At 60.7% G+C, this 23,933-nt stretch carries 19 protein-coding genes and 1 pseudogene; 10 read left to right on the top strand and 10 right to left on the bottom strand.

Annotated elements, in window-relative coordinates; all coding sequences use genetic code 11:
• The first annotated feature begins 17 nt into the window (after nucleotides 1-17).
• From ACSQ26_RS28740 to ACSQ26_RS28730, 3 genes are read left to right on the top strand one after another with little or no spacing between them, the layout of a single operon-like run.
• The gene (locus tag ACSQ26_RS28740) at nucleotides 18-1,784 is read left to right on the top strand and encodes a 2Fe-2S iron-sulfur cluster-binding protein (RefSeq protein ID WP_436015583.1); all 1,767 of its coding nucleotides are present in this window, start codon (nucleotides 18-20) and stop codon (nucleotides 1,782-1,784) included.
• Between the two features lie 10 nt (nucleotides 1,785-1,794).
• Nucleotides 1,795-2,442: a glutathione S-transferase family protein gene (locus ACSQ26_RS28735; protein WP_436015581.1), complete on the top strand. Its 648-nt coding sequence runs from the start codon at nucleotides 1,795-1,797 to the stop codon at nucleotides 2,440-2,442.
• A 47-nt stretch (nucleotides 2,443-2,489) separates the two neighbouring features.
• Nucleotides 2,490-3,617, top strand: coding sequence for an S-(hydroxymethyl)glutathione dehydrogenase/class III alcohol dehydrogenase (locus ACSQ26_RS28730; RefSeq protein WP_436015579.1), 1,128 nt, complete (start codon nucleotides 2,490-2,492; stop codon nucleotides 3,615-3,617).
• 162 nt (nucleotides 3,618-3,779) lie between these two features.
• Here ACSQ26_RS28730 and ACSQ26_RS28725 read toward each other — a convergent pair whose 3' ends face one another.
• Entirely contained in the window at nucleotides 3,780-4,265 is a 486-nt protein-coding gene (locus ACSQ26_RS28725; RefSeq protein ID WP_436015577.1) for an ureidoglycolate lyase, read from the bottom strand.
• Nucleotides 4,266-4,299: 34 nt separating this feature from the next.
• Entirely contained in the window at nucleotides 4,300-5,718 is a 1,419-nt protein-coding gene (gene puuE / locus ACSQ26_RS28720; protein ID WP_436015575.1) for an allantoinase PuuE, read from the bottom strand.
• 162 nt (nucleotides 5,719-5,880) lie between these two features.
• On the opposite strand from puuE, the gene uraH reads away from it, so the two are divergent.
• The 4 genes from uraH to xdhC are packed head-to-tail and all read left to right on the top strand — an operon-like array spanning nucleotide 5,881 to nucleotide 10,948.
• Nucleotides 5,881-6,246 (top strand): hydroxyisourate hydrolase, encoded by a 366-nt coding sequence (uraH, locus tag ACSQ26_RS28715; RefSeq protein ID WP_436015573.1) that lies wholly within the window; start codon nucleotides 5,881-5,883, stop codon nucleotides 6,244-6,246.
• Between the two features lie 3 nt (nucleotides 6,247-6,249).
• Nucleotides 6,250-7,731, top strand: coding sequence for a xanthine dehydrogenase small subunit (xdhA, locus tag ACSQ26_RS28710; RefSeq protein ID WP_436015571.1), 1,482 nt, complete (start codon nucleotides 6,250-6,252; stop codon nucleotides 7,729-7,731).
• Between the two features lie 12 nt (nucleotides 7,732-7,743).
• Nucleotides 7,744-10,098 (top strand): xanthine dehydrogenase molybdopterin binding subunit, encoded by a 2,355-nt coding sequence (gene xdhB / locus ACSQ26_RS28705; protein ID WP_436015569.1) that lies wholly within the window; start codon nucleotides 7,744-7,746, stop codon nucleotides 10,096-10,098.
• On the top strand, nucleotides 10,082-10,948 hold the full coding sequence (gene xdhC / locus ACSQ26_RS28700) for a xanthine dehydrogenase accessory protein XdhC (RefSeq protein WP_436015567.1): 867 nt from the start codon (nucleotides 10,082-10,084) through the stop codon (nucleotides 10,946-10,948). The genes xdhB and xdhC overlap by 17 nt, the downstream gene beginning before the upstream one ends.
• A gap of 2 nt (nucleotides 10,949-10,950) precedes the next feature.
• Here xdhC and ACSQ26_RS28695 read toward each other — a convergent pair whose 3' ends face one another.
• Complete coding sequence (locus ACSQ26_RS28695; RefSeq protein WP_436015565.1) at nucleotides 10,951-11,865, bottom strand: LysR family transcriptional regulator; 915 nt, start codon at nucleotides 11,863-11,865, stop codon at nucleotides 10,951-10,953.
• Nucleotides 11,866-11,999: 134 nt separating this feature from the next.
• Between ACSQ26_RS28695 and ACSQ26_RS28690 the strand changes: the two genes are divergently transcribed.
• The 3 genes and pseudogenes from ACSQ26_RS28690 to ACSQ26_RS28680 all read left to right on the top strand — a co-directional run.
• The gene (locus ACSQ26_RS28690; protein WP_436015563.1) at nucleotides 12,000-13,235 is read left to right on the top strand and encodes a urate hydroxylase PuuD; all 1,236 of its coding nucleotides are present in this window, start codon (nucleotides 12,000-12,002) and stop codon (nucleotides 13,233-13,235) included.
• Nucleotides 13,232-14,587, top strand: coding sequence for a guanine deaminase (guaD, locus tag ACSQ26_RS28685; RefSeq protein WP_436015561.1), 1,356 nt, complete (start codon nucleotides 13,232-13,234; stop codon nucleotides 14,585-14,587). Before ACSQ26_RS28690 ends, guaD begins: the two co-directional genes overlap by 4 nt.
• 64 nt (nucleotides 14,588-14,651) lie before the next feature.
• Nucleotides 14,652-14,995: pseudogene (locus ACSQ26_RS28680) on the top strand (DUF4147 domain-containing protein); the annotation flags it as partial.
• A gap of 56 nt (nucleotides 14,996-15,051) precedes the next feature.
• Here ACSQ26_RS28680 and ACSQ26_RS28675 read toward each other — a convergent pair.
• From ACSQ26_RS28675 to ACSQ26_RS28645, 7 genes are all read right to left on the bottom strand, one after another.
• Nucleotides 15,052-16,245 (bottom strand): serine hydrolase domain-containing protein, encoded by a 1,194-nt coding sequence (locus tag ACSQ26_RS28675; RefSeq protein ID WP_436015559.1) that lies wholly within the window; start codon nucleotides 16,243-16,245, stop codon nucleotides 15,052-15,054.
• Nucleotides 16,246-16,275: 30 nt separating this feature from the next.
• Entirely contained in the window at nucleotides 16,276-17,199 is a 924-nt protein-coding gene (locus ACSQ26_RS28670; RefSeq protein ID WP_436015760.1) for a MurR/RpiR family transcriptional regulator, read from the bottom strand.
• Nucleotides 17,196-18,671 (bottom strand): amidase, encoded by a 1,476-nt coding sequence (locus ACSQ26_RS28665; protein ID WP_436015557.1) that lies wholly within the window; start codon nucleotides 18,669-18,671, stop codon nucleotides 17,196-17,198. Before ACSQ26_RS28665 ends, ACSQ26_RS28670 begins: the two co-directional genes overlap by 4 nt.
• A complete protein-coding gene (locus ACSQ26_RS28660) occupies nucleotides 18,661-20,319 on the bottom strand; it encodes a dipeptide ABC transporter ATP-binding protein (protein ID WP_436015555.1) in 1,659 nt (552 codons plus the stop codon). The genes ACSQ26_RS28665 and ACSQ26_RS28660 overlap by 11 nt, the downstream gene beginning before the upstream one ends.
• Nucleotides 20,320-20,321: 2 nt before the next feature.
• Nucleotides 20,322-21,116, bottom strand: coding sequence for an ABC transporter permease (locus ACSQ26_RS28655; RefSeq protein ID WP_436015758.1), 795 nt, complete (start codon nucleotides 21,114-21,116; stop codon nucleotides 20,322-20,324).
• A 68-nt stretch (nucleotides 21,117-21,184) separates the two neighbouring features.
• On the bottom strand, nucleotides 21,185-22,129 hold the full coding sequence (locus ACSQ26_RS28650) for an ABC transporter permease (protein WP_436015553.1): 945 nt from the start codon (nucleotides 22,127-22,129) through the stop codon (nucleotides 21,185-21,187).
• 62 nt (nucleotides 22,130-22,191) lie between these two features.
• Nucleotides 22,192-23,742, bottom strand: a complete 1,551-nt coding sequence (locus tag ACSQ26_RS28645; protein ID WP_436015551.1) for an ABC transporter substrate-binding protein — start codon at nucleotides 23,740-23,742, stop codon at nucleotides 22,192-22,194.
• Nucleotides 23,743-23,933 lie beyond the last annotated feature (191 nt).

Genomic DNA, 23,933 nt, shown 5'->3' with positions numbered 1-23,933 from the left:
TTGAATGGGAGAAACAGATGCTGAATGACACTCGGGGCGAATGGCATCCGATTGCTGCGACGACCGATCTTGCGTTGCGCCACGTATTCCATGGCCAGCTTTTCGGCAGGGAGTTTGCTGTCTGGCGCGCCGACGACGGCTTCGTCAACATTTGGGAAAATCGCTGTCTGCATCGCGGCGTGCGGTTGTCGATCGGGATCAATGACGGTCGCGAACTGAAATGTCAGTATCACGGCTGGCGCTATTCCAACCGCATCGCAGGCTGCACCTATATCCCTGCCCATCCCGCCGATGCACCGGCGCGCACGATCACCAACCGTACGTTCCCGGCCGTTGAGCGCTATGGCCTGGTATGGTCGTCGGAACAGGCGCTTGGCGAGGTTCCGGCTGTTGCCGGGCTGGACGAGGCGAGTGCGCTGGCCTTGCGCGCCATTCCGGTCAACGCGCCCGCCGCATTGGTCGTCGAGGCGCTTCAGGACTATCGCTTCCAGCCAAGTGCCCGCGTTGAGGGTCAGGGTGCCGACGTTTTGGTGGAAACCATGTCGGCTACGGCAGTCGCGTTGCGAGCCCGGTTCGATGGCGCCGAGACGCTGGGAGTGTTTTTCGTGCAGCCCGTCGATTCCAACCGTTCGGTGATCCGCGGCGTGCTGGATGGGGGCGTGGAAGGTGCCCACCGTACTGCCGCTCTGCGCCACCACAACGAACATCTGTCGGCGCTGCGTGTGGCTGTCGAACGCAAGGCGTCGGCCATGCCCGCGCCGGCACCGATCGAGCCCGTCTTCGAACCGGTATCGGAAGAACTGGCGACCCTGCCGGAGCTGAGTGCTCATGGCCGCAAGGCCGGCATTCGCGTCCAGGTCGCCAGAAAATGGCCGGCTGCCGACGGCATCATGGGTTTTGAACTCCGGCCGATCAAAGGCCTGCTGCCGACCTTCCAGCCTGGCGCACATATCGACGTGCACATGCCAAGCGGCGATATCAGGCAATATTCGATCATCAACGGTCCCGGCGAGACGGATTCCTTCACCATCGGCGTCAAGCTCGAGCGGGATTCGAAGGGCGGTTCCAAATGCATGCACGAGGTCGTGCGCGAAGGCGACGTCCTGGCGATTTCGGAACCGCGCAATAATTTCCCGCTGCGCCGCGATGCGCTGAAAACCATCTTCGTTGCAGGTGGCATCGGTATCACACCGTTGCTGGCGATGGCACAGGCGCTCAAGAATCAGAACCTGGCGCACGAGTTGCACTATTTCGCCCAGAACGAAGGCCAGATCGTCTTCCCCGAGCGGATGAAATTTCTCGGTGAGGCCGTCAAGCCGCATCTCGGCCTGTCGCCGGACCAGACCGTCCAGCAACTGCGCGCGCTGCTGACGCCCTATCGCCGCGACACCCATCTTTACATCTGCGGTCCCGGACCGATGCTGGAAGCCACGCGCGCCGTGGCGGCCGAAGCCGGTTGGCCCGAGGAGACCGTGCATTTCGAGTATTTCAAGAACACCAAACCGATCGATGACAGTTCGAGCTTCGAAGTGGCGCTGGCACGCTCTTGCCTGACGCTCAAGGTGCCAGCGGGAAAGACCATTCTGGAAGTAATGCGCGAAGCCGGAATCGATATGCCGTCCTCCTGCGAGCAGGGAGCCTGCGGCACCTGCCTTGCGACGGTGATCGAGGGCGAGCCCGATCACCAGGACGTCTATCTGAGTGCGTCGGAACGGGCAGCCGGAACCAAGATCATGACCTGCGTTTCCCGCAGCAAATCTGCCCGCCTCGTGCTCGATATCTAAGGAAGACATGATGATTACCCTCTACGATTATGAACTGTCGGGCAATTGCTACAAGCTCCGCCTGCTGATGGGCTTTCTGGGCATCGACCATAAGACGGTGCCCGTCGATTTCTATCCCGGCCGCGAGCACAAGTCTGACTGGTTCCTCAAGCTCAACCCGCTCGGCCAGCTGCCGGTGCTTGAGGACGATGGCCTTCTGCTGCGCGATGCCCAGGCAATTCTGGTCTATCTCGCAGCCAAATACGACAAATCCAACAACTGGTACCCGCTGGACAATCCGGCCCTGCTCGGCGAGATCAGCCAGTGGCTGGCCTTTGCAGACGGGATCACGGGCACGGCATCTGCGGCTCGTCTGCACGACGCGCTGTTTTACGATTTCGATATCGAGGCCGCGCGTGCCGGCGCTCACCGGCTGTTTCGCATTCTCGACGAACACCTGTGGTTCGGGGAGCAGGAGGGGCGCGACTGGATCTGTTCGGCGCCGCAGCCGACCTTGGCGGACATCGCCTGCTTCCCTTACATCATGCTGTCGGAGGAGGGCGGCATTCCGCGCCAGGACTATCCGGCGATCCGGCGCTGGTGCGATCGTTTCAAACGCATCAAGGGTTTTGGCGTCATGTCCGGCGTTTTTCCCGCAGGCCCCGCCCGGGTCGCTTGAACAAGCCGTTGCCCCAGGCAATCCCGAACTGAATTTGGAGAATAACTATGGATGTTCGCGCCGCCGTGGCCGTACAGGCCGGCAAACCACTTGAAATCATGACCGTGCAGCTCGAAGGCCCAAGGGCCGGCGAAGTGCTCGTCGAGGTCAAGGCAACGGGCATCTGCCACACCGACGACTTCACGCTTTCGGGCGCCGATCCCGAAGGCCTGTTCCCCGCCATTCTCGGCCATGAGGGCGCGGGCATCGTCGTCGATGTCGGCCCGGGCGTGACCTCGGTCAAGAAGGGCGACCATGTCATCCCGCTCTATACGCCGGAATGCCGCTCATGCCCGTCCTGCCTGAGCCGCAAGACCAATCTCTGCACCGCGATTCGGTCGACCCAGGGCCAGGGCGTCATGCCGGACGGCACGTCGCGCTTTTCGATCGGCAAGGACAAGATCCACCATTACATGGGTTGTTCGACCTTTGCACAGTTCACCGTGCTGCCGGAAATCGCCGTTGCCAAGGTGCGCGAGGACGCCCCTTTCGACAAGATCTGCTACATCGGCTGCGGCGTCACCACCGGCATCGGCGCGGTGATCAACACCGCCAAGGTGGAAATGGGCGCAACGGCGGTCGTTTTCGGCCTCGGCGGCATCGGCCTCAATGTTCTACAGGGCCTGCGCCTCGCTGGTGCCGACATGATCATCGGCGTCGACATCAACAATGACCGCAAGTCCTGGGGCGAACGCTTTGGAATGACTCACTTTGTCAATCCGAAGGAAGTCGAAGGCGACATCGTCGCCCACCTCGTCAACCTGACAAAACGCGGCGCCGACCAGATCGGCGGCGCCGATTACACATTCGACTGCACCGGCAACACCAAGGTCATGCGCCAGGCGCTGGAAGCCTCGCATCGCGGCTGGGGCAAGTCGGTCGTCATCGGCGTTGCCGGCGCCGGCCAGGAAATCTCCACCCGTCCGTTCCAGCTGGTCACCGGCCGCACCTGGATGGGCACCGCCTTCGGCGGCGCGCGCGGCCGCACCGACGTGCCGAAGATCGTCGACTGGTACATGGACGGCAAGATCCAGATCGATCCGATGATCACCCACACGATGCCGCTCGAAGACATCAACAAGGGTTTCGAATTGATGCATTCGGGCGAAAGCATCCGCGGCGTGGTGGTGTTTTAGCCGAGCGTTCGTCTTAAATTCCGCTGTGGCATGATTGTGCCACGCGAGATCGGCCGGACCGCTGCTTGTGGTTCGGCCGTTTGACTTTAAGACCATGCTTTGATGCCACACGAAAGAGGCCGACTACGAAGGGTCGGCCTCTTTCGGCGGCGTCTGACAGGGTCAGCCGATCAGATAGTGCTTTTCGTAAAAATGCTCCTCAAGATTGACGCCTTCGCCGGCCCGGTCGACAACGGCGAAGTCGGAGGTGGCGTCGAGAGGCGTGAGAATTCCGTGCCAGACGTTGCGGCCAATATTGACGCCCTGGCCGGGAGCAGTCCTGAAGGCGATCGGTTCGCCGGGGCCTTGCTCCGTTTGTTCAGCCACGACAACCAGAAACGGATTACCACTCAGTGGAATGAAGGCCTGGCTGCCGAACGGGTGCCGCTCGACCATCTTCAGTTCCAGCGGCAACGCATAATGCTCGGCGCGGAGCAGGCTGATCATCGGACGGGCCTTCTCGCCTGTCGTCTCGATCTTGGCGAGGTCGTGGTAGCGCATGCATTTTCCCCCATTGATGGGGAAGCTTGCGGCGCCCTCGGTTTCGAGGACTTCGCCAAAGGGGGCGAATGCTTCTCGGGTCAGTGGCTGGATGGCGATCGTCTTCATGAGGTACTTCCTTTTTTGATCTGGCCCGACGCCCTCAGTTTGGCAGCATCCTGGACAGGCGGAGAAGAGCGATCCTCTCCACCTGGCGGCAGGCGGTGTTGAACTCGATTTTGTGGTCATTGCCGATGCGCCTTTCGAAGGCAGCAAGGATATCGTCCTTGCTCAGGCCCCTGACCGCGATGATGAACGGAAAGCCGAAAATTTCGACGTAGCGGCTGTTGAGTTGGGTGAAGCGCGCGCGCTCCGCATCGGTCAGGGCATCAAGCCCGGCGGAGACCTGCTCGCTGGTCGAGTTTTCGGTCAGTCGTCTGGCCTGTGCGAGCTTGCCGGCAAGGTCGGGATGGGCGTTGAGCACGCGGAGACGCTCTGCTTCGGTCGCGCTACGGAAAACTGCGGTCAAGGCTGCATGCAAGCCGATTGCCGTGTCGTTGGCGGGGCCGAGTTCATCGGCGAACGCGCGGCGGGCGATCCACTCCGAGTGTTCGAAGATGCCGCCGAAGCGGGACACAAACGCTTCCTCGGAAAGTTGCGATGGGCGATCCTTATGTTCCCGAAAGGGATGAGCCCGGACCCAATGGTTGGCGATGTCGATCCGCCGAGCAAGCCAGACCTTGTCGTGGTTCTTCATATAGTCGATGAACCGACCAAGGGCCGCAATACGCCCCGGCCGTCCAGCAAGTCTGCAATGCAGGCCGATGTTCATCATTCTCGGTGCACCGGCGCGCCCCTCGGCATAGAGCACGTCGAACGTATCCTTGAGATAGCTGAAGAACTGGTCGCCGCTGTTGAAGCCCTGCGCGGTGGCAAAGCGCATATCGTTGGTGTCGAGCGTGTAGGGAATGACAAGCTGGTGCTTCCCATCGTGTTCGTGCCAGTAAGGCAGGTCGTCGGCATAGCTGTCGGAAACGTAGGCAAAGCCGCCGTACTCGGTGATCAGATCGACGGTGTTTTCCGAACAGCGACCGGTATACCAGCCGAGCGGACGCTCGCCGGTGACGATTTCATGTAGCCGGACCGCCTCGGCGATCTGCCGGCGCTCTTCGTCAGGCTCCATGTCCTTGTGCTCGACCCATTTCAGCCCGTGTGACGCGATCTCCCAGCCGGCCGCCTGCATGGCCGCGACCTGCGCCGGTGAGCGCTTCAGCGCGGTGGCCACGCCGTAGACTGTGACCGGCACCGCGCTCTCTGTCAGCAGCCGGTGCAACCGCCAGAAGCCGGCACGAGCGCCGTAGTCGTAAATCGATTCCATGTTCCAGTGCCGCTTGCCGGGCCAGGGTTGCGCGCCGACTATCTCGGATAGAAATGCCTCGGATGCGGCATCGCCATGCAGCACGCAGTTTTCGCCACCCTCTTCGTAATTGACGACGAATTGCACGGCGATATGCGCACCATCAGGCCAGGCGGCATCCGGCGGTGTGGCGCCGTAACCGTGCAGATCCCGGGGATATCTCATGCAGCCGTTCCTCCCAAACTTGCGATTGGTCGATTCCTAGCCAGAAAACGCGCAACTCATTCCCCTCGAAAAATTTGAAAGTCTCGAACGACCAGCCGGCTACTCAGGGGAAGTCAGGTCACGGATAGTGATTGATGGAATGCAGTCCCGGGAGGTGAAACCATGCAATCGCAAGCGGCAGGCGGAGGTCGGCTGACGACCCATGTGCTCGACATCGCGTGCGGCAAACCGGCCGCGTGCCTGCATATCGAGCTTTTCCAGATTATAGGCGAACTGGCGGAGCCACTCGGCTCGACCAGGACCAATGACGACGGTCGCTGCGATGCACCGTTGCTCAGTGGCGATCGGATGAAACCAGGTGTCTATGAGCTCAGGTTTCATGCCGGAGATTATCTCGGCCGCACCACCGGTGGCGTGCCGTTTCTCGACGTCATCCCCATCCGCTTCGGCATTGCCGACAAGGCGGCGCATTATCACGTGCCGCTGCTGCTTTCGCCCTACAGCTATTCGACTTATCGCGGGAGCTGAAGCATGGCCATCGACATTCGCAACACGATCCGCTTCCTGCTCAATCACCGACTTGTCGAACTGTCCGCTGTCTCGCCGGTCCAGACGCTTCTCGATTTCCTGCGTATCGACCGCAATTTGCGTGGAACCAAGGAAGGGTGCGCCGAAGGCGACTGTGGGGCCTGCACGGTCCTGGTCGGCCGCCTGTTCGACGGGCGGCTGAAACACGAATCGGTGAATGCCTGCATCCGCTTCGTCGGTTCGCTCGATGGCTGCCACGTTGTCACTGTGGATTCGCTCGCCGCGGCCAATGGCCCGCTGCATCCCGTGCAGCAGGCCATGGTCGACATGCACGGCTCGCAATGCGGCTTTTGCACGCCGGGCTTCGTCATGTCGCTCTATGGGCTGTGGATGGAAAACACCAGGCCTTCGATCGACGAGATCGAGAAGGCGCTGCAGGGCAATCTCTGTCGCTGTACCGGCTATGCCGCCATCGTCCGCGCCGCCCAGGCGGTCTCGGCTATCGGCGAGCTCGATCAGGACCCTTTGGTGATCGAGCGCGAAGAGATCAGCCGACAGTTGGAAGCATTGAAGGACGGAAGGCGCGTGATGATCGGCGAAGGCGCCGAGCGGATCATCCTTCCCGCATCCGTCGATGATCTGGCCGCGCTGTTTGAGGCGGAGCCGAAGGCGCGGATCGTCGCCGGCTCGACGGATGTCGGCCTTTGGGTGACGAAGTTCATGCGCGACATCACACCGGTCATGCACATCAGCCATCTCGACGAGCTGCGCCGCATCGCACTGGACGAGACCGGCATCACGCTCGGCGCCGGCGCCACCTACACCGAGGCCTATCCGGTCATATCGGAACATTTCCCGCAGCTGCGCGAGCTTTGGGACCGCATCGGTGGCCAGCAGGTGCGCAACATGGGCACGATCGGCGGCAACATCGCCAATGGCTCGCCGATCGGCGACACACCGCCGCCGCTGATCGCGCTCGGTGCTTCCGTCGTCCTGCGCAAAGGTGGTGGGCGTAGGGTCATGCCGCTCGAGCGCTATTTCCTCGAATATGGCCGGCAGGACCGGTTACCCGGCGAGTTCATCGAGGCGGTGCGCATTCCCTACCTTGACGAGGCGGCCCGCTTGGCGGTGTACAAGATCACCAAGCGGCGGGACGAGGACATTTCCGCAGTCTGCGGCGCTTTCCGTGTTGCGTTCGACGGGCAAGGCAAGGTGGCCAGCGCGATCATCGCATTCGGCGGCATGGCTGGCACGCCCAAACGAGCCACCAATGCCGAAGCTGTTCTGGTCGGAGCTCCCTGGAACGATGCGACTATCGAGGCTGCCGCGGCGGCACTGGGTGACGACTACTCGCCGCTCACCGACTGGCGGGCCTCGGCGGAGTATCGGCTTCTGGTGGCGCAAAACCTCTTACGCCGTTTCTATCTGGAAACGCAGGGCGACGAGCGGGTGCGGCTGGATGACAAGATCACGCTGGCGGTGTGAGGAGATGACACGATGAATGTGATGCAGCCCATCGAAAGCATCCGCGGCGGCGTTCATGAAAACGAACGCCACGAATCCGGCCACAAGCATGTGATGGGCACGGCCGAATATATCGACGACATTCCGGAGCCGGCCGGCACGCTTCATGCCTATCTAGGCCTGTCGCAACGTGCCCATGCCGAGATCCTGTCGATGGATTTCGAGGCGGTGAGATCGGCGCCCGGCGTCATCGGCCTGCTGACTGCAGCCGATATTCCCGGCGAAAACGATGTCAGCCCGGCGCACAAGCATGACGATCCGGTCTTTGCAACTAGCAAGGTCGAGTTCCATGGCCAGCCGATTTTCGCCGTCATCGCGACCACACGCGATGCGGCCCGGCGTGCAGCAGCAAATGTAAAGATCGAATACCAGGATCGTCCGCATGTGACCGATGTCCTGGAAGCGGCGGCGGCCAACTATCCGCTCGTGATCGATCCGCTGAAGCTGGAGCGGGGCGATATCGCCGCCGGTTTTGCACGGGCGAAGCATATTATCGAAGGCGAAATGCGCATCGGCGGGCAGGATCATTTCTATCTCGAAGGCCAGATCTCGCTTGCCATTCCCGGCGAAGATGACGAGATCACGATCTACTCCTCGACCCAGCATCCGAGCGAGACGCAGCATATGGTGGGCCAGGTGCTGGGCGTTCCATCCAATGCCGTGACGATCAATGTGCGGCGGATGGGCGGTGCTTTCGGCGGCAAGGAAACGCAGGCAAACCTGTTTGCCGCCGTCGCTGCGGTCGCTGCCAGGAAATATCGCTGCGCGGTCAAGATCCGCCCCGACCGTGACGACGACATGACGGCGACCGGCAAGCGACATGACTTCCATGTCGGCTACAAGGTCGGCTTCGACACCGACGGCAGGATCGAGGCGGTGGATGCGGTGTTTTCGGCGCGCTGCGGATTTTCGGCCGACCTCTCCGGCCCCGTTACCGACCGGGCACTGTTTCACGCCGACAACTGCTATTTCTATCCGCATGTCCGGCTACGGTCGCGGCCACTCAAGACCAATACGGTATCCAACACGGCGTTCCGTGGGTTTGGTGGGCCACAGGGCATGGTCGGCGGCGAACGGATGATCGAGGATATCGCCTATACCCTGGGCAAGGATCCGCTCGAAATCCGCAAGCTCAATTTCTATGGTGGCGAGGGGCGCAATCTGACGCCCTATCACCAGACCGTCGAGGACAACATCATCGGCCGCATCATCGAGGAGCTGGAGACCTCCTGCGATTACGCGGCGCGGCGCAAGGAGGTTCTCGCCTTCAATGGCAAAAGCCGGGTCATCAAGCGTGGCATCGCGCTGACGCCGGTGAAATTCGGGATCTCGTTTACCAAGACGGAATACAATCAGGCCGGAGCGCTGGTGCATGTCTATGCGGATGGCTCGATCCATCTGAACCACGGCGGCACAGAAATGGGGCAGGGGCTCTATACCAAGGTCGCGCAGGTGGTTGCCGACGAGTTCCAGGTCGATCTCGACAGGATCAAGGTGACAGCGACGACCACCGGCAAGGTGCCGAACACGTCGGCGACCGCTGCCTCCTCCGGCTCGGACCTCAATGGCATGGCGGCTGCCAATGCCGTGCAGCAGATCAAGGCGCGGCTGGTGGCGTTCGCCGCCGAGCGCTACGGCGTCAGCGAGTCGGAGATCGCCTTTGAGCCGAATACCATTCGCGTCGGCTCCCAGCGCTTTGGCTTCGCCGAATTCATCAGGATTGCGTATGGCGCTCGGATCCAGCTTTCGGCCACAGGTTTCTACAAGACGCCGAAGATCCACTGGAATCGCGCCGATGGCCGCGGTCGGCCGTTCTTCTACTATGCGTATGGGGCGTCCTGCTCCGAGGTCAGCGTCGATACATTGACCGGCGAATACAGGGTCGATCGCGCCGACATCCTCCACGATGTCGGCCGGTCACTCAATCCGGTGCTGGATATCGGCCAGATCGAAGGCGCCTTTGTGCAAGGGATGGGCTGGCTCACGACGGAAGAACTCTGGTGGGATGCCAAGGGCAAGCTCAGGACCCATGCGCCATCGACCTACAAGATCCCGCTTGCCTCCGACCGGCCGCGCATATTCAACGTCAAGCTGGCTGAATGGTCGGTCAATCCGGAAGAAACGATCCGCCGGTCCAAGGCGGTCGGCGAGCCGCCCTTCATGCTGCCGATCTCGGTGCTGGAGGCGATCTCGATGGCGGCGGCAAGCGTTGCGGATTATCGGATACCGCCACGCATCGATACGCCGGCGACACCAGAGCGGGTGCTGATGGCTGTCGAACGGCTGCGGGCTGCCGGCAGGGGTAGATGCGATGGCGGCGCTGCGTGAGGATATCAGGAGCTTCCTGCGTCGAAATCCGCAATGCATGCTGGTCAAGGTGACGGATGCCGCGGGTTCGACGCCGCGCGACACCGATGCCTGGATGCTGGTGGCGGCAGATTGCATCTTCGGCACGATCGGCGGCGGCCAGCTCGAATACATGGCCATCGATCAGGCTCGACGCGCGCTCCGGCAATCGACACCGGCGGGCAAGATGAGCGTCCCCCTCGGGCCTGAAATCGGCCAATGTTGCGGCGGCCGTGTCGGTCTGTCGTTCGCCGCCATGGACTCCGCACTGGCAACACGCCTGATCGCAAGCAGCGACGGGGAACTGGCCGTGCGTCCTCATGTCTATGTCTTCGGCGCGGGCCATGTCGGCCGTGCGCTGGTCATGGCCCTGTCGCTGGTGCCGTCGCGGATCACACTGGTGGATACGCGGGAAGAAGAGCTTTCGGCGTCAAACGTGCCTGGCATCGAAACCTGTCTGACGGCGATGCCTGAAGCGGTGGTGCGTACCGCGCCGGCTGGCAGCTCGTTCGTCATCCTCACACATGACCACGCTCTCGACTTCCTGATCACGGCTGAAGCGCTGGGCCGTACCGATGCCGCTTACGTCGGCATGATCGGCTCGGGGACCAAGCGCGCGACCTTCAAGAATTGGCTTTCGCGAGAGGTCGGTCACTCCGACCGCTTCGCCGGCCTGACCTGTCCAATCGGCGGCACAGCCTTAAAAGACAAGCGCCCGGCGGTGATTGCCGCATTGGCGGCCGCCGAAATCACGGTGGCGGCGTTGAGCTATCAGGCGCAGCAGGTCGATGGCGCCCACGGCCGACGCTGGGAGGCGACGAGAGCGTCGTAGCGTCATTCCAGCATCTCGCCGATCATCCGCTGGCAGCGCTCTGCCATGAAGTCGATCATCAGGCGGACTTTGGGATCCTGAAGGCGCTTGTGCGGATAGATGGCGGCCAGTTGCACGCTTGCCGGCGGCGTATCTTTCAAGATCTCCACCAGAGTGCCGTCGTTCAGATGGGTTTTCACCTCGAACAGCGGCTTGTTGATGATGCCCCGGCCTTCGAGCGCCCAATCGGTCAGCACGTCGCCATCATCGGAATCATAGGGGCCGCCGATCTCGAACTTGCGGATGCCATCCGGCGTCCGCAGGTTCCAGTAGTATTCCTTGGAGCCGGGATAGCGCAGCAGCAGACAATCGTGCTGGTCATCGATCAGCGCGTGCGGGGTCTGGGGTGTGCCACGCTTCTCCAGATAGGCGGGGGCTGCGCAGACGACCCGCTGGCACGTCAGAATGCCGCGCATGCGCAGGTTGGAATCCTCCAGCACGCCGAGCTTGAAGGCGACATCGACACCTTCGCTGAGGATGTCGACATTGTGGTCGGAGAGACGAACGCGCACCTCGATGTCGGGATACCTGTCATGAAACTCCGGAATGCCCGAAGCGATCAGCCGTCGCCCGATGCCAAGCGGCGCGGTGATCCGCAGCGATCCCCTGGGATTGTGCGAGAGATCGGCCACCGCCCCTTCCGCCTCGTCCACCGCCTCGATGATCTTGATCGCACCCTGATAGAAGACAAGGCCGTGTTCGGTCGGCGAAAGCTTGCGCGTGGTGCGGTTGAAGAGGCGAACCCCGAGATGCCTTTCGAGCTCCTTGATGCGATTGCTGGCAACGGCGGGCGTCACGCGCTGGTCGCGACCGGCGGAAGAGAGTGTCCCAAGTTCGACGACCCGGACGAAGACACGCACATTATCGAGATAAGACATGAAATTCTCTTACCATATCGGAAACCTACCGCAGCCCGATCGATCTTATAGATTTTTTTGAAAGTGTTGAGGATTAACCGGCATTTCGGAGAAGATCGCCGGATGGCATTAGTCTCCCGGAAGGGGGAGCCACCATGTATGAGTATGCCATTGTCTGGGACTGGCTGACGTTTGCCGTCCGTTGGCTCCACGTCATCACGGGCATCGCCTGGATCGGTTCGTCGTTCTATTTCGTCGCCCTTGACCTCGGTCTGCGCAAGCGACCGGACCTGCCTGACGGAGCCTATGGCGAAGAATGGCAGGTGCACGGCGGTGGCTTCTATCACATCCAGAAGTATCTGGTGGCGCCGGCCAACATGCCTGAGCACCTCATTTGGTTCAAATGGGAATCCTACGTCACCTGGCTTTCCGGCTTCGGCATGCTCTGCATGGTTTATTATGCCGGCGCCGACCTTTATCTGATCGACCCCGCGGTGCTCGATGTTTCCAAGACGACGGCAATTGCCATCTCGCTCGCTTCCATCGGCTTCGGCTGGATCTTTTATGACCTGATCTGCAAGTCGCCGCTGGGGCGCGACAATACGCGGCTGATGGTGCTGCTCTACGTCATCCTGGTCGGCATGGCCTGGGGGTACACACAGCTGTTTACCGGTCGGGCGGCGTTCGTGCATCTCGGCGCCTTCACCGCGACGATCATGTCGGCCAACGTCTTCTTCATCATCATCCCCAACCAGAAGATCGTAGTGGCCGATCTCATTGCGGGCCGCACGCCGGATGCCAAATATGGCAGGATCGCCAAGCAGCGGTCGACGCACAACAACTACCTGACACTACCCGTGCTGTTCCTGATGCTGTCGAACCACTATCCACTGGCATTCGGGACCGAGTTCAACTGGATCATCGCCTCGCTGGTCTTCCTGATGGGCGTGACTATCCGGCACTATTTCAACACGCGTCATGCCAATGCCGGCAACCCGACCTGGACATGGCTGGCCACCGCGCTGCTATTCATCGTCATCATGTGGCTCTCGACCGTGCCCAGGGTGCTGACCGGTGAACCGGAGCGGCTAACCGAAGCACAGCGGCATTTCATCACCGCGCAAGCATTTCCCAAAGTGCGCGACACGGTGCTCGGGCGTTGTTCGATGTGCCATGCGAGGGAACCGGGTTGGGATGGCATCGTGGTCGCGCCCAAGGGCGTGATGCTGGAGAGCGACGCCGAGATCGTCGCCCATGCTCGGGAGATTTATCTACAAGCGGGCCGCTCGCATGCCATGCCGCCGGCCAATGTCACCGCCATTTCGGATGAGGAACGCCGGCTGCTGGTCTCCTGGTATGAAACGGCCGTCAAGGGAGGAAACGCCGAATGAACGAGTTGCTGATCCGCGGACGCGTGCTCACTTTCATCGAGGAGCCACAAGGCATCGATGACACCGCTTCCTATCGCTATTTCGAGGACGGCGCCGTTCTCGTCCGGTCCGGCAAGGTGGCCGCGATCGGCGACTATCCCGATGTCCGCAAACGTGTGGACGCCGACGTGGCAGTTGCCGACCATCGGCCTCACCTTGTGCTTCCCGGCCTCATCGACACCCATCTGCACTTCCCCCAGACACAGGCGATCGCCTCCTATGGCGCGCAACTGCTCGAATGGCTGAACACCTATATCTTCGTCGAGGAGCAGAAATTCGCCGAACCGGAGCATGCCGCCTTCATCGCGGGGCGGTTCATGGACGAGCTGCTGTCGAACGGCACGACGACGGCTGTCGCCTATTGCTCAGTTCATCCGGAAAGCGTCGATGCCTATTTCACCGCCGCCGAACTGCGTGGCATGCTAATGGTCGGCGGCAAGGTGATGATGGACCGCAATGCACCGGAAGCGCTGCGGGACACGCCTCTGCAGGGGTATGACGAGACGAAGCGACTGATCGGCAAATGGCACGGACGGGGCAGGGCGCATTACGCCATCAGCCCGCGCTTTGCAATTACTTCGACACCGGAGCAGATGGAGATGAGCCGGGCGTTGGTGCGCGAGCATCCCGATTGCTACGTCCAGACCCATCTTTCCGAAAACAGGGACGAGATCGCCTTTGCGACATCGCTCTATCCGGACGCCAAGGACTACACCGACATCTATGCGCGCTATGACCTGCTGGACCGCAAGACACTGCTGGGCCATTGCATCCATCTGAGCGACCGCGAAATTTCCGCTCTGGCCGAAACCGGCGCCGTCGCTGTCTTCTGCCCGACATCCAACCTCTTCCTCGGCTCCGGGCTGTTCGACCGCGATCGTTTCGATCGGCTCGGTGCACGTTGGTCGGTGGCCACCGATGTCGGGGCTGGCACGAGTTTTTCGATGCTGGAGACGATGGACGAGGCCTACAAGGTGCTGCACCTGCAGGGCCAGCGGCTATCGCCGCTCAACAGCTTCTACCGCATGACACTCGGTAATGCGCGGGCGCTTGATCTCGACGATCGCATCGGCTCTCTGCACGCCGGTGCCGACGCCGATATCGTCGTTCTCGACAGCCGTGGCAAATCGGCGATGGAACTTCGGATGCGAACGGCGAGGTCGCTGGCCGAAGAGCTGTTCATCCTGCAAACCATGGGTGACGACCGTTGCGTTGCCGAGGTCTATGTTGCCGGCAAGGCGATGAAGGGACGGTTCGGCAGGGCGGCCACAGCTGACGGCGACGCGGCCGGAACGCAGCGGGCAACGGCCTGACGCTGGCCTTCCTTCTCTTCAGGGGGAGGGAGATCCGGCTTTTTGATGACAAAAGGGTAGAGATATGCCGGCAATTGCGAATCCGAAAGCTTTTCTCGAAACGCATGTTTCATGCGGCTGTCGCTGCCGCCGATCCAGCCAAGGTTCTGGCTGCCATTCTGCCCGATAAGCCCCGTGGCCGCACCGTCGTGATCGGCGCCGGCAAGGGGGCCGCCCAGATGGCACAGGTCTTCGAGCGGCTATGGGACGGGCCGCTCTCGGGCGTCGTTGTGACGCGTTACGGTTATGCCACGGCCTGCGAACGCATCGCTGTCCTGGAAGCATCCCATCCGCTTCCCGACCGGGCTGATGGCTGCGCGGCGTCTGCTCGATGAAGTTGCCGGGCTCGGTGAGGACGATCTTGTCGTCGTCCCTTCGCATGGAACCATTCGAGACAAATGTTGTAGCCCGGGTTCGTGCAATGATTATCCATCCAATGCGTCGCGAATGGCATGCACTGCGGCGAGTGCTGTGCGCGTGCGTTGCGTATTCAGGAATTCTGGCCAGCTCGATAGTATAACGACAGCGAAGTCAGAACTCGGATCGATGTAGATCAATTGGCCAAAGACGCCTCTCGCCATGTACGCCCGACGATGCGGATCCTCGATCCAAAACTGATTGGAGTATGATCCTTGCGGCAGCGTCTCTCTATAGATGTCTCCAAATAGTCCTTTGTTTCCAATGCGGGTTTGCTCGATCCAGGAGGCGGGCACCACGCGGCGCCCATTGATCTCGCCGTGTCCGAGATGCATGAGTGCAAAGCGCCCGTAGTCGCGCAAGGTGGCATTGAAGCCACCGTCTCCCAGCGCATAGCCAGCGCGGTCGACGGTAAAATAGGCATCCTCCTCGGCGCCAATTGGCCCCCAAAGTTCATGGCTGACCAGGTCGGCAAGTGACATCCCGCTGGCACGCTGCAACACGAAGGCCAAGACATCGGTTTCGATCGAACGATAGCGGAACGAGGCGCCATGTTCACATTCGGCCTGCTTGAGAGTCAGAATCAGCTCCCATACCGTTCCAGGCCAGGCCGGTTGGCGACCTTTTTTCCAGCCGCTGGCAACATCCAGCTGGGCCATGTGGGAATCGAGCGCAATGTAGGTCTCATCGAATAGCACGCCGCTCGTCATGTCCAACACGTGCTGCACCGTTGCTCCGCGATAGGCGGTGGTCTCCAGCTCTGGGAGATACTGGGTAATTGGAGCGTCCGGATCGATCTGACCGCGCTCGATAAGGATCCCGGCTATTGTGCCAACTATGGACTTTGCCACCGATTGCGACAAATGCGGGGTCCTGGTGGCCATTCCATTCAGGTATCGCTCGGCAACGACCTTGCCGCGATGCAAAACGAGGAAGCCGTCTGTGTAGTTCGCCTGCAAGAAGCCAGCGATCGTGTCAGTGTGACCGTCGATTTCATATGCGATGCTGTCGACGTCCTGAAGCGCTGTCGGTAGCGGGGTCACTGGACCCGGACCGCGCCAGACCCGGGTCGTGGGCAGGATGTCGCGCACATTCTGAAAGGACCAGCGGTTCCAGGGCGCGCGATCCCAATCTTCCCGTGGAATGAGGGGGGCGCCCGGAGTATTCGGATCACGGAATGCAAAATCACCGTCAAATTTCATATTATCTTGCCTTCATTATATTGAGCCGCCTCAATCCTTGCGCCGCAAATAGCTTCCACCGACGAACTCGCCGAAGAGGGTCCCAAGTTCGCTCATCGTTGCAAAATTGCGCTTGGCCTTTGGCCCGAGCTTTATGGCGACCGAGTCGATCATCAGGTTGAGGATGACGCCGAGGCTGGCTGTTGAATCCCAGAATGTCTTCACATGCGTGTGGCCCTCGAAGACGAGTGGCGTGTAGGTGAAGCCCCAATGACTGTACTTGTCGGTAACGATCACTAGCGGCATTTCCAAAGCCTTGAGCTTTTCCGCCAGCTTTACGCCGCGCGTCGCGTAGGCTGCGGTATCCACCAACACGACAAGGCTCTGCTTGGTGTCAGCTGCGATAATCTCGCCAAAAGTCCCGGTTGCGTTCTCCACGAAGATGACGTTCGGCCGCGCCCAAAGCAATCGGCTGGCGAAATCCATTGCCAAGCCTTTGGAGGCCTGGAAACCCACAACGTAGATGGTTCGGGTCTTGGCGATTGCCGTGGCTGCCTCGTCCCAGAGATCGGTGGCGGCGAGAGCATAAGTCTTCACGATCGCATCCAGCTCCAGCCGCAGGCTGTCCTGCAGTTCCTGCTGACGGCTGTTGCGCACCTGGAAGCGCGCCATGTAGTCGTCTATTTCTCCGTCCTTCTCTGCAACGGAATCGCGCATCCGGCCTTTGAGATCGCGCAGGCTTTCGAAGCCAAGTCCGCGCACAAATCGCGTGACGGTCATCTCGCTGACGCCGACGGCGCGCGCTATGCTGCTTCCGGTCTCGAAGGGCAGAATCTGGATGTTGTCGAGCATGTATGCGCAAAGGCTCTGTTCGGATGGGGATAATTCGGTCATGCGAGCGCGCAGCAGCGCCTCGATATCGATTTTGTCTCCGCTCTGCTCCTGGCCGTCAGCCGGCTTTTCACCATTCGTCATTGCCACGTCGATTGCTCCTGGAACTTACCTGCATGCACGGCGGGCACTCCCTGTCCCCAGATGCCCTGACCATGCCCCAGAATGTCCTCAAGTTGCCCGGCAACTGCAAGCAGCAAATCCTCGCGGCCGTACCTGGCGACGAACTGGCCGCCGATGGGCAAGCCGGTTCCTGACCGACTGATCGGTAGCGAAATGGCCGGTTGTCCGGTGGCATTGAAAAGCGCCGTGAATGTCTCTTTCGGTTCGAGATCCGCAAAGACATCATCTGCATCCATGCCCGGTCGGGCCGGATCATAGGCGCCAATCGGCTCGGGAAGGATCGCGCTCGTCGGGGTGAGCAGCAGGTCATAGTTGTCGAGGAACCGGCCCAGCTGCCGCGTCACCTGATCATAGACCGCGAGAGCATTGACCAGATCGGCGCCGGTCACAGTGAGGCCGTATCGATAAAGGGCGAGCACGCTCGCTCCCACGGCGTCCGCGTTGATTTCCCGCCTCATATGCGCAGCCATCGCCGGCAAACCGGCGGCACAGTCGGCGGCCCAGATCATCTTTTGAGCCGAAAGAAATTCCGCATAGTCGAATTGCGGCACGGCTTCTTCGACATGGTGGCCGAGGGATTCCAGCCTGGAGCCGATCGTTCCGACCGCGGCAGTAATTTCCGGCGCAACGCGGCTCCCTGACCAGGACTCCGTGCAGAGCGCGATGCGTAGGCCTTTTGGTGAGCGTTTCACCGCGTCACTATAGGTTTCCGCCTGCTGAACGATCTCATATCCATCGCCAGCATCGGGGCCATGACACAGATCTAAAAGAAGGGCAGTGTCGCGCACCGATCGCGTCAACATGAATGCCGATGCAAGGCCGAGCAGCGGCGCATTGGCGCGCGGCGAGCCTGTCACGCGTCCACGTGAAGGCTTCAGGCCGATGAGACCGCAAAATGCGGCCGGGTTGCGGATCGATCCGCCGCCATCGCTACCCTGCGCGAAGGGCACGATACCAGCAGCAACTGCCGCCGCGGCGCCGCCACTCGAGCCGGCAACGCCGCGCGCGGGATCCCACGGATTGCTTGTCGCGCCGTAGAGCAGCGTTTCCGTCGTGGCAGGCACGCCGAACTCCGAACTCGCAGTGCGGCCGACATTGACAATTCCGCCGTCCCGCAGGCGCTGCCAATACACGGCATCGTGGGCGGCACGGTTTCCCTTTGCGAGCTGACTGCCGAATTCGGCAGGTCGGCCGGCCTCAATGGGGAAATCCTTCGTCAAAGTGGGAATGCCGTAAAAGGGCCCCGCACGGGGTGTCTCAGGAAGGCTGTCGATGGCATCGTCGTAGAGCTCAACCACGGCGTTTATTGTCGGGTTGACCGCTGAAACCGCCTTCTGGACACAGACACCAAGCTCTCTAGGCGTCACGTCGCCTTTTGCCAACAATTGAGCGAGGCCAATTCCGTCATACGTAACATATTCATCAAGGCGCATGGCCTATTCCTTGCTGTGCATGGCTATTGGAAAAAATGTGCGTTACCGAACCCACGAGTTCGCGCGTGTAGGGATCTTGCGGCCGGCTTAGAACCTGCTCGGTCGACCCGTTCTCGACGATCCGGCCGCCTTTGAAGACGTAGACCCGCTGGCAGATGCTGTTGACGACAGCAAGGTCATGGGAAATGTAGAGAAGCGTCAGCTTCTGCTCGCGCTGCAGGCGGCCCAGGAGTTCAAGAATCTGGGCCTGGGTGGTGACATCAAGTGCGGATGTGATCTCGTCGGCGATCAGCAAACGTGGTTGCAAGGCTAGCGCTCTCGCCAGACCGACACGCTGGCATTGGCCACCTGACAACTGGCGCGGCTTGCGCTCTCGCAATGCGCTCGGCAGCTCAACCATATCAAGCAGTTCATTTGCGCGAACAAGCGCCGCACGACGATCTGCAAGACCATGCCTCCACAGTGGTTCGGCGACCGCTTCGCAAACGGTCATCCGTGGATTGAGCGAGTCGTAAGGGTTCTGAAAAACCATCTGAACCTGCTGCCTGAAGCGGACCAGATCCCTGCCTTTCAGGGCGTGAACGTCCTGTCCTTCGACACGGATGACGCCAGCACTCGGTCTGTTCTGGAGCACGATCGCCCGAGCCAGCGTGCTTTTTCCTGATCCGCTCTCTCCGACGATCCCGATCGTTTCGCCAGCGGCAATCTGTAGATCAATCCCATCGAGAGCCAGAAACGAAGATGCTCCCTTTGCCGCAACGCCTGCGAAAATGCCGCGTGCGGCAGAGAAGGATACCGAGAGCTTTTCGACACAAAGCAACGGCGCGGCGGCCTCCGAGATGCTGGTTGCTTCAACAGAACCTCTCCCACGCCCAGGCTGGGAAGCGATCAGAAGCCGGGTATAGGCGTGCTTAGGCCGATTGATGATCTCCTCAGTCGGGCCTTGCTCGACAATCTCGCCATGACGCATCACCACGACGCGCGAGCAGATTTCCGAAACTGCGGCGAGATCATGGGAAATCAGGATAATCGCCAACCCGCGCTTCTGGCTCAGGTCCTTCAAAAGTTGGAGTATGCGTGCCTGAACCGTGACATCGAGCGCCGTGGTCGGTTCGTCGGCAATAAGCAATTTCGGGCCGCAGCCGATTGCCGCCGCGATCATCGCCCGCTGCTTCATTCCACCGGAGAATTCGTGCGGATAGGAGCGGGCACGCGTTTCGGGATCGCGGATGCCGACATCCTCGAGCAGCCTGATTGCCCGGCACATGCCTTCCCGTTTGGAAAGCCCCAGATGCCGAACCATGGGCGCGGCGATCTGCTTTCCTATGCGGCGCAACGGGTCGAGATGGGAAGCGGGATTCTGGAAGATCATTCCCAACTCGCGCCCTCGAATGGCGCAGAACTCATCCTCAGCGAGGCCGAGGAGCTCGCGGCCCTGGAATTTCACCCGTCCCTCCGCCTTGGCAAGTCCGGGCAGGAGACCCATCAGGGCGCGGCAGGTCATGGACTTTCCTGAACCGCTTTCCCCGACGATACCGAGAATTTCCCCGGCCCGCACTTCGAACGACACCCCCTTCACGGCGGCAACCGATCCGAAGGCGACCATGAGGTCTTCTACCTTAAGGAGGGGCGGCACATTGTTGGACATGTTCATTGGGCAACCTCACGGCGCTGCATCTGCCCCAGGCCATCTCCGAGAAAGGCAAAGCCCAGTCCAAGCGAAATGGCGGCAAGACCGGGAAACAGGCAGATCCACCAGGCTTGCTGCACGAAGGCTTGCCCATCGGCGATGATCACCCCCCATTCGGCGAGTGGCGGCTGGGCGCCCATGCCGAGAAATCCGAAGCTCGCACCGGCGAGCATCACGAGCACCGCGTCGCTGACAGCGTAGGCAATGATCGGTCCGAAGGCGTTCGGAAGCACGTGACGAAAGAGGATAGCTCGCTTTGGATAGCCGAGGCACTCCGTGGCCCGTATGTATTCGCTCTCGCGAACGGTTAGCACTTCCGCCCGGACCAGACGCGCATAGCTGACCCATCCGACAAGCGTGAGGGCAATGACGAAATTTACGAGGCCGGGTCCCAGGACGCCGACGATCGCGAGAACAAGAACGAAGAACGGGAAGGCCACGGTCAAATCGTAGAGCCGCATGAAAAGGCTATCGATCACACCACCGAAATAGCCGCTCAGCAGTCCGACGAAAGTACCGATAAGAAGCGGCGGCAGCACCCCGATCACGCAGAGGAAGAGATCGACGCGCGCCGCATATATGACCCTTGAAAAGACATCGCGCCCGACCTGATCGGTGCCGAACCAATGCGCGCTATCAGGCGCTGCCAGCATGCTGCTGATGTCGATGGCATCGGGATCGTAGGGGGCGATGAGCGGCGCCGCCAACGCAACAAGGAGCCATCCACCGAGTATCGCGATCGCGATCATCATCATCGGGCTCAGATGGATGGCGTGTCGGGATGCTGGGGGTGAAGCTGAAACGTATGACATGGTGGCTTTCCTCACAGTCGGATGCGCGGATCGATGAACGCCGACATCAGGTCGACTGCCAACGTGACCAGAACCGTCGAGCAGGCAAAGACAAGGGTTAGACCCTGGACGACGTAATAGTCCCGCCCGAGAAGCGCCCCAACCATCAGCGAGCCGAGGCCGGGGACCGCGTAGACGGTCTCGACGATGATCGCCCCACCGATCATGAAGGCGATCATGACCCCAAGCAGGTTCAATGTCGGCAGAACGGAGTTCGGCAGGATCGTATGCCAGAATATTTCTCGTTCGTTTGCGCCTTGTGCGCGAGCGGCCGTGACGAAATCGGCGGTCGCCTTCTCGATCAGGGCGGCACGAAGACTCTGAATCAGCACCGGAACAAGCCAGATCGCGGTAGAAAGTGCGGGCAGGAACAGGTGATGCAGATGCTCGGTGAATCCTTCGCCGTAACCCGAGACAGGAAACCAGCCGAGGCCCACACCGAAGAACCGCGACATCATGATGCCGAGCCAGAATACCGGAATGGTCAGCCCGACGATGCCGATGATGCGGACCATCTGGTCAACAGTGCCTCCGGGTTTGCGGGCGCTGGCGATGGCGAGTGCCACCGTCGGAGGGACGGCAAGTACCACCACGTATCCGGTGAGAAACAATGTCGGCCACATGAACTGCGATATCAGTTCACTGACCGGCCGCTGGAAGCGCAATGACTGGCCGATATCGCCGCTGAGGAGGTTGAGAAAATAGGTCGCATATTGTCGCCAGAGCGACTGATCCAGCCCGTATTCAGCGCGGATGGCTGCGATCGTCTCGGCACTCGCCCGATCACCAGCAAGCAAGCGTGCTGGATCGCCAGGGGCGAGATGCAAAAGCAGGAATGTTACGGCGCTGATCCCGATCAACACGCCGAATAGCTGCAGCAGCCGCCGCATCACAAGTAGCAGTAGGTTCAAACTCATTCTCCAACGAGGGGGAACGGCAGTGTGCTTTCTGGATCAGCACACCGCCTTTCTGTTTCCGCTTACTTGGCGACCGTCGTGTCTTCGAGCGTCCACTGCAGTGTCGGGGTGAGTTTGATCCCTTCAAGGCGTTTGGAGTAGGCGACCGCGTTTGGAGCATAATAGAGCGGAATCTGCGCAACCTCTTCGGTCGTAATCCTCTGGATTTCCTTGTAGATTTCCGCGCGCTTCACTGGGTTGGCTTCCTTCGTTCCCTGCTCGACCAATTCATCCACCTTAGGATTGGAGTAGAACGTGTTGTAGGAATTCGAGCCGCACGAGCCGCAAACCGCCCAGCGAACGGCGAGATCCGGATCAGGCGTTTCGTTGTACCACCAGTTGGCCGCCGCATCGTAGTCGCCCTTGCCGGTCGCATCCCACCACGCACCGGAATCTACATTCACGATCACCGGCTTCAGGCCAATTGCCTGCCACTGTGCCTGAAGGAGGAGAGCCATTTGTTGTTCTGTAGCGCCCGAGGTCGCAAGGATCTTGACTTCGCGACCTTCCATGCCGGACTCGGCCAGCAACTGTTTTGCCTTCGCGATATCGACGGGAATGCCCGGATGGTCCTTGTCATGGAAATCGATGCTGCCCGGCAGGGTCGTGTTGGCGGGTTGGGCATAGCCCCGTGTAATTGCCTTCGCCATGGCTTTGTTGTCGATTGCATAGGCCGCAGCCTGCCTAGCCTTCATGTTGGAGAAGGGCTCGCGCTTGTTGTTCAGCAGGGTCATGTAGATCGTGGTAGACGGCTCGAGCCGCATATCGACGCTGTCAGTCGCCTTTAGATCGTCGATCTGTGCCCACTGCACCGAGCGCATCACGTCAGCCTCGCCGGCTTTCAGCATGGCGACGCGGGTTTCCGGCGAGGCCACTTCGCGAAGCTCGACGGTTGCGTCCGATTTCGGATAACCCTTGCGCCAATAGTGCGCATTGGGCTGCAGCACCAGCTTCTCGTTGGGCTTCCATTCCTTTACCGAATAGGGACCAGACGTGAGCGGAGCGGTCGCGAATGCCTTCTCTGCTCCCTGCTTCTCGACGTCGGCCTTGGACACGATACCCATGTTCCAGATTTCGAGATTGCCGAGGAATGGCGCAAATGCGGACTTCAACGTGATCACGACCGTCCTCGGATCGGCTTCAGACACGGACTCGACCGCGCCCAAAGGTGCCGGATAAGCCGACTTCTTGTCAGTGCGGATGCGCTCGAGACTGAATGTCACGTCGCCGGCCGTAATCGGCGAACCGTCGGAAAATTGCGCGTTACGCAAATGGAAGGTGTAGGTACGGCCATCGGCAGAAACATCCCAACTCTCTGCCAACCCTGGCTCCAACGCCCCGGTGGTAGGGTTCCGCTGCAAGAGGCGGGCATAGAGCTGGCCATAAGTCTCGATGTTTCCTGCTCCGGCCGAACGCATCGGATCGAGCGTGGTCGTCGGAAAAGGCGAAACGATCCGAATAACCTCGGCAGCGGTCGCCGGCAGCACCGCGAACGCGGCAACACCAACTGCTAGACTCGTCGCAATCAACCTCAAAATTTTCATGGTCGCGTTCCTCCCGGCGCTTTGTGGCATCAACTTTTTGATACCTCCGAAATCAAGCTATGTTATTTTTTCAACATACGTCAACACAAAAGATGAAAAGATAACAGTCAGGGATTTCTCGCGCCGGTTTGCAAACGGGCTCACGCGATGCAACTGGCGTGTAAGCGCGGTGCGGGCGTTGTACGCATTGCAAGTCGCACTTCATCCTTGAACCCACCCAT

It is taken from the genome of Rhizobium sp. LjRoot254, assembly GCF_964254105.1.
Taxonomy (GTDB): Bacteria; Pseudomonadota; Alphaproteobacteria; order Rhizobiales; family Rhizobiaceae; genus Rhizobium_E.
This window is presented reverse-complemented; position numbering and strand designations above follow the sequence as displayed.